This is a genomic window from Saccharopolyspora phatthalungensis, assembly GCF_014203395.1.
GTDB lineage: Bacteria > Actinomycetota > Actinomycetes > Mycobacteriales > Pseudonocardiaceae > Saccharopolyspora > Saccharopolyspora phatthalungensis.
Window position 1 is genome coordinate 1 of sequence record NZ_JACHIW010000002.1, and the last position, 12,666, is coordinate 12,666.

At 67.8% G+C, this 12,666-nt stretch carries 13 protein-coding genes; 9 read left to right on the forward strand and 4 right to left on the reverse strand.

Annotation, left to right across the window (positions count from 1 at the left end; translation table 11 throughout):
* The first annotated feature begins 162 nt into the window (after positions 1–162).
* The 5 genes from ppgS (at position 163) to BJ970_RS26905 (ending at position 4,871) form a co-directional block, all read left to right on the forward strand.
* Complete coding sequence (ppgS, locus tag BJ970_RS26885; RefSeq protein WP_184729444.1) at positions 163–849, forward strand: polyprenyl-phospho-N-acetylgalactosaminyl synthase PpgS; 687 nt, start codon at positions 163–165, stop codon at positions 847–849.
* Between the two features lie 2 nt (positions 850–851).
* Positions 852–1,229 (forward strand): DUF2304 domain-containing protein, encoded by a 378-nt coding sequence (locus tag BJ970_RS26890; protein WP_246471860.1) that lies wholly within the window; start codon positions 852–854, stop codon positions 1,227–1,229.
* Positions 1,230–1,412: 183 nt separating this feature from the next.
* Positions 1,413–2,792, forward strand: a complete 1,380-nt coding sequence (locus BJ970_RS26895; protein ID WP_184729448.1) for a polysaccharide biosynthesis protein — start codon at positions 1,413–1,415, stop codon at positions 2,790–2,792.
* Positions 2,789–3,733, forward strand: coding sequence for a glycosyltransferase family 2 protein (locus BJ970_RS26900; protein ID WP_184729450.1), 945 nt, complete (start codon positions 2,789–2,791; stop codon positions 3,731–3,733). Before BJ970_RS26895 ends, BJ970_RS26900 begins: the two co-directional genes overlap by 4 nt.
* A 181-nt stretch (positions 3,734–3,914) precedes the next feature.
* Positions 3,915–4,871 (forward strand): NAD-dependent epimerase/dehydratase family protein, encoded by a 957-nt coding sequence (locus BJ970_RS26905; RefSeq protein ID WP_184729452.1) that lies wholly within the window; start codon positions 3,915–3,917, stop codon positions 4,869–4,871.
* Here BJ970_RS26905 and BJ970_RS26910 read toward each other — a convergent pair whose 3' ends face one another.
* A complete protein-coding gene (locus tag BJ970_RS26910; protein ID WP_184729454.1) occupies positions 4,872–6,878 on the reverse strand; it encodes a DUF6541 family protein in 2,007 nt (668 codons plus the stop codon).
* 464 nt (positions 6,879–7,342) lie between these two features.
* Here BJ970_RS26910 and BJ970_RS39070 point away from each other — a divergent pair, with 464 nt between their 5' ends.
* From BJ970_RS39070 to BJ970_RS26925, 4 genes are all read left to right on the forward strand, one after another.
* Complete coding sequence (locus tag BJ970_RS39070) at positions 7,343–7,477, forward strand: hypothetical protein (protein ID WP_281399631.1); 135 nt, start codon at positions 7,343–7,345, stop codon at positions 7,475–7,477.
* A gap of 128 nt (positions 7,478–7,605) precedes the next feature.
* Positions 7,606–8,010, forward strand: a complete 405-nt coding sequence (locus BJ970_RS26915; protein WP_184729456.1) for a MaoC/PaaZ C-terminal domain-containing protein — start codon at positions 7,606–7,608, stop codon at positions 8,008–8,010.
* Between the two features lie 81 nt (positions 8,011–8,091).
* Positions 8,092–8,901 (forward strand): MBL fold metallo-hydrolase, encoded by an 810-nt coding sequence (locus BJ970_RS26920; RefSeq protein WP_184729458.1) that lies wholly within the window; start codon positions 8,092–8,094, stop codon positions 8,899–8,901.
* A gap of 257 nt (positions 8,902–9,158) precedes the next feature.
* Positions 9,159–9,476, forward strand: a complete 318-nt coding sequence (locus BJ970_RS26925) for a hypothetical protein (RefSeq protein WP_184729460.1) — start codon at positions 9,159–9,161, stop codon at positions 9,474–9,476.
* Positions 9,477–9,481: 5 nt separating this feature from the next.
* On the opposite strand, the gene BJ970_RS26930 is transcribed toward BJ970_RS26925, so the two are convergent.
* The 3 genes from BJ970_RS26930 to BJ970_RS26940 are packed head-to-tail and all read right to left on the reverse strand — an operon-like array spanning position 9,482 to position 12,624.
* Positions 9,482–9,892: an archease gene (locus BJ970_RS26930; RefSeq protein WP_221468274.1), complete on the reverse strand. Its 411-nt coding sequence runs from the start codon at positions 9,890–9,892 to the stop codon at positions 9,482–9,484.
* Entirely contained in the window at positions 9,889–11,370 is a 1,482-nt protein-coding gene (locus BJ970_RS26935; protein WP_312864480.1) for an RtcB family protein, read from the reverse strand. The genes BJ970_RS26930 and BJ970_RS26935 overlap by 4 nt, the downstream gene beginning before the upstream one ends.
* Positions 11,371–11,409: 39 nt before the next feature.
* The gene (locus tag BJ970_RS26940; RefSeq protein WP_184729465.1) at positions 11,410–12,624 is read right to left on the reverse strand and encodes an FAD-binding protein; all 1,215 of its coding nucleotides are present in this window, start codon (positions 12,622–12,624) and stop codon (positions 11,410–11,412) included.
* Between the last annotated feature and the right edge of the window lie 42 nt (positions 12,625–12,666).

Here is a 12,666-nt window from a genome sequence, read left to right on the forward strand (position 1 = left end):
ATATATGACCTTGCGGCCAGTCAGTCGTCGGTGAATGGCCCGACTGTCGCGGCTCTCCGCATTTCGGATCACCAAGGCGCCCGGGGTATCGCAGCTTTCCGGTCGGACTCCGGCTGCGTCGTACAACGAACTGCGTCGTACAACGAATCCTTAGGAGACACCGTGGCTTACGACGACACATGGCTCATTGTGCCCGTATACAACGAGGGGCCAGTTGTTGAAGGCCTCGTCCGGGACGCCCTGCAGACCTTTCCGAACATCGTCTGTGTCGACGATGGGAGCCAGGACGAGTCGGCGGAGTGCATCCTGCGAGCCGGCGCCCACCTCGTCCGGCATCCGGTCAACCTGGGCCAGGGTGCGGCACTGCAAACCGGAATCGAATACGCCCGGCGCCAGCCCGGCGCGCGGTACTTTGTCACCTTCGATGCCGATGGTCAGCACCAGGTCGTCGACGTGCAGCGGATGCTCGTCAGGTTGCGGGACGGGGAAGTGGACATCGTCGTGGGGACCCGGTTCCACGACAGCACCCGCCACATCCCGCTGACCAAGAGGATTTTGTTGCGCACGGTGGTGATGCTGAGCCCTCGGCTGCGGATGCTCGATCTCACCGACGCGCACAACGGGTTACGCGCGTTCAACCGGACCGTGGCGGATCAGATGAACATCACGCACAACGGGATGGGCCACGCATCCGAAATCATCGACATGGTTCGCAGACATTCGTGGCGCATCGCCGAAGAGCCCGTGACCATTCTCTACACTGAGTACTCCAAGGCAAAAGGGCAGTCCGTCGTCAACGGCGTCAACATCGTCTTCGAGAGCGTGCTCCGATCCGGGTCCAGGCGGTAATGATGCTGATTCAATATCTGCTGCTGATCGCCGTGGGGTGGTTCCTGGTCTTTTTCTTGCGCCACCACGGCACGACACGTGCGGCCGCGGGGGCGAAACTCTGCTTCGTCGCCTTTGTGGCGTTCAGCGTTTACGCGGTGCTTCGCCCGGACGATATCTCCGTCCTCGCGCATTGGCTCGGCGTCGGCCGGGGCACGGACCTGCTCGTCTACGGGATCGCCGCAGGCTTCGCCTGCGCCTCGATCAACACCTTCCTGCGCTTCAAGGAACTTGAGGTGCGGTACGCGCAACTCGCGCGCGCGATGGCGTTGCGCGACGGGACGAGCGGGCCGCTGGAGGAGAGCGGTGACCTCGGTCAACACGCCTCGGACGAAGCCTGAGGTGTCATGACCCCGCCAGGCACCAGATCTCCGGACGCGTACCGCAGGCGAGCGTGGCGTTCCATGTGGAGCGCCGGCATGAAATCGACGCTGTTAAGCAGGTTAACGCGGGACAGCGCGCTCGGGGGTTCTCGGCGCTCTCGGTCGGAACGGTCTCGACCGCGTCTGCGTTCGGCCGGGCTGATGAGCGCTGGAACGGTACTCGTCGGTGCCGCTGGCTACGCCTTCGTCGCGCTGGGCGGGCATACGCTGCCGACGGCCGATGCCGCGGCACTGTCGTCGTTCTACATGCTGGTCAACACCATCGGGCCCGGGTTGTTCATTGCACTGGAACAAGAAACCAACCGGGCCACGAGCAGCGTGCTGGCCACCCGGTCCAATCCCCGTCCTGTGATCCGCCGGGCCGTGGCCCACGGGGCGGTCCTGTGGGGAGTCGTCTTCCTGGTGCTCGGGGTGTTGTATCCGTTCCTCGTCGACCGTTCCCTGCTCGGTCACTGGGAACTGTTCTGGGCGCTCGTGGTGAGCACGGTGACGGCGGCGGCGGTATACCTCGTGCGAGGGGTGCTCGGCGGGATGCAGCTGTTCGACGGTTATGCGACGACTCTCGCGGGTGAAGGTCTGATGCGGCTGCTACCAGCGCTGGTCGTGGCCGCAGCGGGGCTGGCTACGGCTCGGCTCTACGGGTTCGTCTTCGCGCTGGGCAGCGGCATCGGCGCGATCGCTGGACTTGGGTGGCTTTGCCGGGGTGTCGGCGTTCAGCGCTCGGGAAACGCGACAATCCCCGCCGATCTCGTTGCTGCTCCCGGCATTGCTCCGGCATCCAGCCCACGCTTTGACACACCCCGGGTGCGCGGGTTGGCCCCTTTGGTGAGCGCGACGCTGCTGGCTCAAGTCGTCGCCAACCTCGCTCCGATCGTGGTGACGGCACGGCTGACCGCGGATGCCGCCACAGCGGCCGCGTTCGCCGCCGGATTCATCCTCGCTCGGGTTCCGCTCTTCGTCTTCTCACCTCTCCAGGCGGTCGTCCTACCGGCGATCGCCGGCGCGGTCACTCAAGGCCAAACCGCCAGGGTGCACCGGATCGTGCGTACGAGCCTGCTCGCCGCAGCGGGTGTCGGTGTTGTCGGGACAGCCCTGCTGCTCATCGCCGGGCCGTGGGCGGTGCGCACCTTGTTCGGAGCCGAAGCCCCGCTCCCCGGTCAGGTGCTCGGACTGCTCGGCATGGGGACGCTCTTGCTGATCGCAGCCCAGATCCTTCAGGCCGCGCTGGTAGCTCTCCAGGCGCACCTGGCCGTCACAGCGTCGTGGCAGCTGAGCATTGTCACGCTGATCGCACTGCTGATGTTGCCGATCCACCCCGTCCACGCCGCCGTCGTGGCGCAGCTGACCAGTTCTGCGGTCGTGGTAGTCACGATGAGCGCGACGCTCATCGTCCGCCTTCGCAGCGCCGCTGCCGGTCCGACCGCTGCAACGGCCACCTCGCCGACCATCGCCGCCACCACTTCTCGTGGTGTGCACCCAACTCTGCCGGTCCAGCGAGACGGAGGGACTTCCCGATCATGACAGTCGACATCATGCTGCCTTTCTACGGCGATCCCTCCTTGCTACGGATAGCGGTGCGCAGCGTGCAGAGCCAGGACGATCCCGACTGGCGGCTCACCGTCGTCGACGACGGCTATCCCGACGACGGCGTGCGCCGCTGGTTCGAGGAACTGCGGGACGAGCGCATCGACTACCGGCGCAACGCGAAGAAACTCGGGGCCAACGGCAACTACCGCAGGTGCCTCGACCTGATCGAACACGACGTCGCGGTGCTCATGGGCGCCGATGACATCATGCTTCCCCACTACGTGAGCACCATCAAGCAGGTGCACCGGGCTCACCCGGAGGCCGGGATCATTCAGGTTGGAGTCGAACTCATCGACGAGAACGGCAAGCCGTACCGGACCGTGGTCGATCAGGCCAAGCAAAGGCTCTACGCGCCCCGGGTCGAGAAGTCTCGTCTCATGGGCGGCGAGGAACTCGCCACGAGTCTGCTCCGAGGCAACTGGCTCTACTTCCCGGCCCTGGCCTGGCGATCGGATGCACTGCGGGACAAGGGATTCCGTGACGGCCTGAAAGTGGTCCAGGACCTCGCCCTGGTGATCGACCTTCTGCTGGCCGGCGAGACGATGGTGGTGGAATCGAAAGTGTGCTTCCAGTACCGGCGTCACCGCGGCAGCGACTCGTCCTTGCGGGCGTTGACCGGAACCAGGTTCATCGAGGAGCGAAGGTACTTCCTGCGGATCAGCCGGGAGCTTGAGGCACGCGGCTGGCACTGTGCGGCACGGGTTGCCCGCAACCACGTCTCGTCCCGGCTGCACGCGTTGACCGTGCTGCCGCAAGCGATCAGGCACGGACACAGATCCGGCATCCAGAACCTCATCCGGCATGCGTTCATGCCGGCACGTGCTGACCGCGGCACGCGGCGCGAGAGGCCTGCCATACCACCCGATGCGGGCTAGACCACTACCACACCCAGCGCCGCAAAAACTCTACAGGGTAAACCACCTGCCAGCCTTCTGACACAATCACGCCTACGCAACGTAGCCGAATCAACTCTGTGGGGTGAATTCGGCGAAGTTCATTCACTACTTCGGTGTGCAGACACGGCGAAGGCCATCGTGCTCGACGGATCCTCAGCCTATGGACACTGTCGTCACAGGCGGCGCTGGATTCATCGGTTCAACGTTGGTGGACCGCTTGATCCGCGACGGGCACAGGGTCCACGTGATCGACAATTTCAGCCGCGGGCGGCGGGATAACCTCGCCGCTGCCGAGGGCACGGGCAGTTGCATTGTGCACGACCTCGACGTCAACAGCCCCGAACTGACCACCGTGGTTGCCGATGCCCGCCCGGACACCATCTTCCACCTGGCGGCGCAGATCGATGTGCGGGCGAGCGTGCACGAACCGCTGGACGATGCGACGGTCAACGTGCTCGGCACCATCAACGTGGCTGAAGCGGCCCACAAGGCCGGAGTCCGCAAGGTCGTCTTCGCCTCCTCCGGCGGTGCGATCTACGGTGTGGCCGACGCGCTGCCGGTGACCGAAGACGCACCGGTCAAGCCCCTTTCCCAATACGGGGCGGCGAAGCTAGCCGGCGAGATCTACCTGAACGCCTATTACGAGCTGTACGGTCTGGATTGCTCGCACCTGGCGCTGGCCAACGCTTACGGGCCGCGTCAAGACCACCGCGGTGAAGCCGGAGTCGTCGCGGTCTTTGCCAACGCCCTCCTGACGGGTGCGCCCACGCAGGTGTTCGGCGACGGCGGCAACACCCGCGACTACGTCTATGTCGACGACATCATCGAGGCGTTCGTGCTCGCGGCTTTCCGAGGGCGCCCGGCCTGTCGGTACAACATCGGGACCGGCGTTCAAACCACGGACCGCATGCTCCACTCGGTCGTCGCTGAAGCCGCCGGTGCGGTGGATGATCCCGAGTGCAGCCCAGCCCGGCTTGGCGATCTCCGCGCATCCGCGCTCGATGCCACTGCCGCGTGCGAAGGCTTGGGCTGGACGCCGTGGGTCGACCTTGCCGAAGGAGTACGCCGCACGGTCGCTTACCTGTCGCAGAAAACGGCGCCTGCCGATGTCCCGTAGCTATCGTCCAGTGGGGGAGGTCTGCATGGTCGTTCCTCCGGGAGGGTCGCAGGCGATGATCCGGTACAGCTTCAGCACGCCGTTGGACTCGACCAGTTCGAAGCCCGGCGTCGCGCCGGGGTCCTGCAAGCCCGGATAAATCCGCCGGTGGGGCGGGATGGGATCGGTGAGCAGGAAGCGCACGTGGAGCTTTCGCGCGACCTGGCACACCTGCGGGTTCGTCCCGGCCTCGTGCAGGTGGTCGGCCAGGAACTGCTGGTTCGGGTTCCCGGAGCCTTTGATGTGGGGAAACAGCACGTGCTTGTGGAACAACGGCCACAACAACGGACTGGCGTCTTCTGGATTGTTCGCCACCACCGCGCCGTCGGGGATCTGATCCTTGATCCCGTTGTAAAAGGCCACTTTCATGGCGAGCACCGCGCTGGGCCTGTGCAAGTTGCGCAGTGTCAGTGCGTTCCGGCCCTGGTAGAGCCCCTTGGTCAGTCCCAGCAACGCGAATGCGACAAGCACGACCGAGCCGACGGCGGCGAAGCGCCGCAGGCGGAGCCCGTGGAACCAGGACCAGCGTTGCGCCCAGTTCTGGAGCCAAGCGGCCAGCGAAATGACTCCGAAGGCAGCGAGCAGGGCACCCGTCGTGGGCAACATGGCCGCCAGTCGATGGGAGTCGTTGAACCAGAACGCGGTCAAAGACATGGTTGCCGGGGACTGGACGCCCGCGGACATGACATACAACAGCCCAATGCCCAGATGCGCGGCGACGATCCACCTCGTGCCGCGTGCGCGACAGGCCGACACCGCACCCACCACGATGACGGCCGAGAGCAGCCACAGGGCTCGATCACCGTTGGTGCCGTTGAGCAAGAACTCGCCCACCGCCGCCGACGCGGTGCCGGTTGGCGGCCAGGCGGTGGCCTTCATGTCCTGGACCATCGGCGTCGAGCTGACGGTGCCGAAGACCGCCGAAACTCCGATCACCACGCCAAGAAACGAGATCGCAGCGCGAGCGGTGCGTCCCTCGAAGTGCTCGCGGATCGCCCAGTCCGCCAGTGCCCACCCCGCGGGGAAGGCAGCCAGCACCGCCAGCCCGAACAAGGCACCCGGGTGCGCGAACCCCAGCGCCAGAACGACCAAGGGCAGCAGGATCGCGGCTCTGCCGCGTCCCACCGGGTCCGTGTGGGCCAGACCGGTCACCGACAGCACCAGGCCGAGCCCGATCGCAACCATCGCCTGCCCCAGCGAATACGGCCACAAAGCACCCCAGTAGAACAATTCCCACGGAAACGCATTGAAGGCCATGGCCAGACCGCCGATAAGCACCAGCGGTGCGGGAGCGCGGCCGAACACCTGTCGAGCCAGGAACAGGCAGCTCAACGGCCAGACCAGCACCGCAATTGCCCCCGTTGTGACGTTCGCCGCCACGGGGATCGGCGCATTCGCGCTCAAAGCCACGACCGAGGCGAGGTCGAACCAACCGGCCGGGTAGAACCGGAGCGCGGAGTTGGGATCGCCCAGGGCACCCAGGGTCAGCGAGGATCCGTCGCGCGAATCCAGGATGTGCGCCAAGGCGCTGTAGTGGAACGTCGTGTCCCAGGTCCAGGACAATATGTCCGGCGCACCGAATCCGCGCACGACCGTTACCGAGCCGATCGATACCGCGACGAGCATTCCGGCCCCCGCAGCGAGTCGTGTCCGTCGAGGATCGGGCTTCGGGCGATCACGCCGACGGCCGAACCGCGCCCACAGCCAGGAGCCGAGCAGGACCAGGATCGTGAAAGCGGCGATGGCCGCGGCCGCGACCAAGGGGGACCAACGGATGTTCAGCGGGCTGGCCACCACAGCCGCCACGCCGAGAACGGCGGCCGGTACGAGCGGCGCTGTTCCCCACGCGGCGATCCCGCGCAATCCCAGCGCGTAGCAGGCCGGTACGCCGGCGAGGACGAGCGTCACTGCGGCCGCCAGCGCGGTGGGAGTCGCTTCCAGCCAGCTGACGCTCGTCAGCCCAGTCACCGCGGAACCTCCCCCTTCGGGGCAGCTGGGTGCAGCCAGCGCCGCCTGACGTAAACGCCTCCCACCATGACCGCCTCTCGCGATGCGAACCCGGGGCCCGGCCTTCGTGCACCGCCGCGCAGGGTCGATGCCGCCAACCGGTAGTGTCGCGTTACGCGTTCTCGCCGACCAGCTGAATCCATACTTCTAGGCGCAGCGGTGAACGATTGCCCCGCGAAGGTAGCCGACAGTGCTCACCGGCCCTGATGCTCGGATGATCGCCTGGTTTCGCCGAAGCTCACCCGGGTTTGGTGGACATGCTGCGGTGGGTAGCCGCATTCTCCACGACCGCCCACGCGTTCGACGCAGTTCGCGATCGTGTCTGACGCGTACCAGCTGACTGACCGCACGCTGACGGGTGAACGCGGCCCGCAGCGGCGGGGGCGGCGGAGCGGACGGTGATCCGCGGGACCATGATGTGCTACATGCCTGAGGAAACGAGCGATCTCCCCGAACCCGGCACGGTCACCGACGCCGCGGCGCTGCTGTCGCTGGAACTCGCCGGCGAGGCCGACCCGGAGTGCTGCGCCGACCTGGTGGAACGCGTCAGCGCTGGATGACGTCGTCGGCCAGTTGCAGCAGATCGCAGTCCAGGCCAGGCATGATCCGGGACTCGCCGGGACCTGGCATGGGACGCTGCGCGACCTGGCACCGGTATCGCCATCCGGAGCCTGAAGGGTAGTACCGCATGACCGCGCAGATCGCCGTCGGTACCGAGCTGCCGCCCCTGGAGCTGCCGCCGATCAGCCGCGCCACGTTGGCGCTGTTCGCGGGGGCTTCCGGCGACCACAACCCGATCCACATCGACCTGGACAACGCGCGCAGCGCGGGCTTTGACGACGTCTTCGCCCACGGCATGCTGTCCATGGCCTATCTGGGACGGCTGCTGACCGGCTGGGCGCCACAGTCCGCGCTGCGATCCTTCGCCGTACGGTTCGTCGCGATCACCCCTGTGCACGGGCAGCCGACATGCACCGGCCGGGTCACCGCGATCGAGGAGACCGGCGGCGAACGCCGCGCCCACCTGGACCTGGCGGTCACTCTGGCCGACGGCACCGTGACCCTGCGAGGCGACGCGGTCCTCGCGCTTTGACGGTTTTCCCAGGTGGGGAGGGGAGTTGCGCGGTAGTGTGCGGGGCGTGCACCGCGCCTGGGACGAAGGGACCGCACGACCATGACCGGCGCCTCGACGATGCCCATCTGCGCCACCTGCGGCATGCAGTACGCCCAACCGAGGCCGGACTGCCCGATCTGCGAGGACGAGCGCCAGTACGTGCCGCCCGGCGGCCAGCAGTGGACCGACTTGGCGGGCGTGCGCTCCGGCGAGCGCACCGCGTTGATCCGCGAGCAGGGTGATGTGCTCGGGATCGGCTCCGAGCCGAAGTTCGCCATCGGCCAGCGCGCGCTGCTGCTGCGCACCGCCGCGGGCAACGTGCTGTGGGACTGCGTGTCCTATTTGGACGATGAAATCATCAAGGCCATCAACGATCTCGGCGGGCTGATCGGCATCGCGATCAGCCACCCGCATTACTACACGACGATGGTCGAGTGGGCCCGCGCCTTCGGCGTGCCGGTCCACCTGCATGCCAACGACCAGCAGTGGATCGGCCGCCCGGACCCCGCGATCCGGCTGTGGGAGGGCACGAGCACCGAGCTGGCTCCCGGGCTGACCCTGATCAACCTCGGCGTGCACTTCGCCGGCGGCACGGTGCTGCACTGGGACCACGGCGACGGCGCACTATTCACCGGCGACATCGTGCAGGTCATCCCGGACCGCGCGCACGTGGCCTTCATGTACAGCTATCCGAATCTGATCCCGGAGCGCCCCAGCGTCGTCCGCAGGGCGGCGCAGATGCTCGAACCGTTCCGCTTCGACGCGCTCTACGGGGCGTGGTGGGATGCGGTGATCCCGACCGGTGCGCACGAGATCGTGCAGCGCTCCGCCGCCCGGTACCTCCGCTACACCCTGGGGTCTGTTTCATAAGCGGCGTAAGCAGCTTGCGGTGTGTTCACGGGTCGTGGCCAGGGGCTTACCGGCAGTGTCGGCCAGCATCGCCCCGCAAGTCTACTGGTACTGCGGTATGTACATCGGTGTTTAGATCGTGATAAAGACAGACCTGTCTATTTCGTCGCTGTGGAGGAGACTCGCGTGCGAAGCCGGAACCGCGGCGCGATCCGCGACCGGCCCCCTACGCCCGGTCGGCGGTTGCGCCGGATGCCGGGGGATTGGTGCGTGGCACGATGACCACCACCGGACGACGGCCGAACCTCGACGTCGACCTGCTGGACACCAGGAACTGCAACGTCCGCCTGGCGTGCGAATGCTGCCAGAGCCGCAGCGAACTCGCGGCGTCCGCCTGCCACACACCGCTGGGGGTGCTGTGCGTGACGCTCTGCGGCACGTGCAGCAGAGCGGGGAAACGTCCGCACTGGTCGGGCCCGCGCGGCGCGGATCGGATCGGCGAGCACTGCCTGCACCTGGGCATCGACCGGGCCACCATGTCCGCGTTGCTCGCCCAGCAGCAGGACCTGGACGTGCCGGAGGTGTGGTTCTACTGACCGGCTCACACGTCGATCGTCGCGGCGCAGCGCCAGCCCCGCTCGTCCTCGCCGATCTGAAGTTCATGCAACGCAACGGCTTTGGGCGTGGCTCCGGTGAGTTCGGCGTGCGCTACCGCAACGCTGGCGAGATCCAGCGCGATGCCGCCGGTGGACCGGGGCCGGACGCCGATGGCCAGCGGTACCGAGCCCTCCGCGTCGAGCCGGTAGATGATCTCGTCGAGCACGGCAAGCAGGAGCTGTTCATCGGTGCCGTCGAACTCGACGGTTCGAATGCTTGCGGGCTCGGCGGCGTCGGCTTGGGCGAACGAGGCGACCAGCGCGCGGGCCGCTTCCGCCAGGCATTCCGCCCGCGTCGAACCCCACGCCTCGAACCGGATGTCGGCGGTGTGCGGCAGGAAGCGGAACCCGCTCACCCCTTCACCACGCCCAACGGCACGAGCCGCGCGATCCGCCGGCAAAGCCCGGCTCCTTCGGCGACGGCGACGACCGCGTCGACATCCTTGTAGGCGGTCGGTGCTTCTTCGGCCAGACCGCGGGCGGAGCTGCCGCGAACGACGATGCCGTCGTGTTCCAGATCCCGGCGCAGCCGGCGGGCGTCGATCGTGCGGACCGCCTGGTGACGGCTCTGCGTGCGGCCGGCGCCGTGGCACGTCGAGAAGAACGCATCGCCGCTGGGCACACCGGTGAGCACGTAGGACGCCGTGCCCATCGAACCCGGGATGAGCACCGGCTGTCCGGCTTCCCGCAGGCCCGGAGGCAGTTCCGGATGTCCGGGCGGCAGGGCCCGCGTGGCGCCCTTGCGGTGCACGCACAAGCTCAGCCGCCGGCCGGCCACATCGTGGGTCTCGATCTTGGCGAGGTTGTGCGAGATGTCGTAAACCAGGTCCAGCCCGCGGCCGGTCACCTTCCGCAGCACCTCGCCGGCGGCAACACCGAGGACCTGGCGATTCGCGCGGGCATAGTTCGCCGCCGCGGCCATCGCGCCGAGATAGGCGCGGCCTTCCGGCGAATCGACCGGCGTGCAGGCCAGCTGCCGGTCGGGGACGGTCAGGCCGTGGTCGGCCATGCTCTCGTCCATGGCCCGCACATGGTCGGTGCAGATCTGGTGGCCCAGGCCGCGCGATCCGCAGTGGATCATCACGCACAGCTGGTCGAAGCTGAGCCCGAAGACCTTCGCGACGGCTTGGTCGTAGATCTCGGCGACGGCCTGCACCTCCAGGAAGTGGTTGCCGGACCCGAGGCTGCCGACCTGCCCGAGCCCGCGGTCCCTGGCCCGGGCGCTGACCTGGCCCGGCTCCGCATCGGCCAGCGCCCCGCCGTCTTCGCAGCGCTCCAGGTCACGCGGCGTGCCACGGCCGCGGGCGACGGCGTAGCGGGAGCCCTCTTCCAGCACCCGGTCGAGCCCTTCCCGGTGCAACTCCCACACCCCGCCCCGGCCAGCGCCGCGCGGGGTCGCACGGCTGAGGCCGTCCATGATCTGCTCGGCGGCGCGGCGGAAATCCGACCGATCCAGCTCGGCGGCCAGCAGCCGCACCCCACAGGAGATGTCGAACCCGACGCCTCCGGGCGAGACCACTCCGCCGCCCCGGATGTCGGTCGCCGCGACGCCCCCGATGGGGAAGCCGTAGCCCCAGTGCATGTCCGGCATCGCATAGGACGCGCCGACGATGCCCGGCAGCGCGGCGACGTTGATCACCTGCTCCAGCGCGCCATCACCCTTCGGCGGCAGCAGTCGTCGCGATGCGAACACCACCCCCGGCACGCGCATCGAGCCGTGCTGATCGATCCGGAACCGGTAAGGCGTTTCTTCGACGAGCTCCACCCGGACCTCCCCGCGAACCTTCACCCCCGCAATACCCACCGGCGGCCCGCCCGACACCGCGTCGTCCACGGTGATCCCACCGACCTCACGGTGACGAGCTTGGTGACGTCACGGTTCGAGGTAGATGAAGCCGCCGCCCGCGTCGAGGGTGCGCCGCCGCAGGACCTCGTTACCGTCGAGCATCCGCTGGAGCACTGCGGCGTCGTCAGCGGGAGCGGTGCGCAGGAGCGCGAAGAGGAAGGAGACCGGCCCGTCGGGCAGTCTGCGTTGCGGCGTGTGGATCGCGTTGTTGTGGAAGGGGTAGAGCAGCACGAGGCCGCCATCGGCGATGCCGAGGTCGGCCGGGTCGAGGTCGCGCATCGTCTCCTCGATCACCTCGTCTGCCGCCGCGCCGGGCAAGATCGCGTTCAGCCACGGGTGCGGCTGGTCCCACGCTCCGGTCTCGCGGAGCAATGCCTCGTGCGGGGCCATCCCGTTGAGGAACTCGAAGTACTCCTGGTCCAGGCATTCCTCGGCGCGGTACCGGAGGTCGTGCTCGGCGAAAACGGGCGGCGTCCACGTGTAGTAGGCGGCGACGTCGAGCAGGAATTCCCACCCGGAGCCGTCTTCGCGTGGTTTCGCCAGACCTTCCAAATGGTCGAACTGGCGCGCGGCGATCAGCCGCCGTTGATCGGCGAGGAAGTCCGGAAGGTTGTCGTAGTGCAGCAACCGGCGGCTGACACGCGTGGGAGCCGAGACCAGCCGCAGCGTGGCGCGCAGGATGATGCCGTGCCGACCGTGTCCGGCGCGAACCGCGTCGAACAGCGCCTGGTCCTCGGCCGCCGAGCAGGTTCGCACCACGCCGTCCGGGGTGCGGACTTCGAGTTGGAGCACGTTGTCGGTCTGCAAGCCGTGCCGGTGGGTCGCGCCGCCGATGCCGCCTACCGAAAGAGTCCCGCCGACGGAGAGTTCGAGGTAATCGGTCAGCACCGGCGGGGTGCGGCCCAGCGCGAGAGCGGCTCGCAGCACGTCGCTCCAGCAGGCGCCCGCCTCGACGGTGATTCGCTCCCGGTCGATGTCGTGCACCGCGCTTACACCGCTGGTGTCGATCACGATCCCATCCGCGACCTGGGAGCCACCGGCCGCAGAATGCCCCTGCCCGCGCACCACATACGGCAACTGCCGGGATTCGGCGTGCTCGACCGCCGCGACGAGCTCGTGGACTGTGGAGGGTCGTGCCACCGCGAGCGGGCGCAGGTGCACGAGGTGACCCCAGTCGTCGGCCGCGGACTCGCGGGAAGCCTCGTCGGTGTGCAGGTGCGGGGCGGGCTCGGCGGTAAGCATCGGTGTCCTCACTCGTCGGTCCCAGCGCGCTGCTGGTGACCC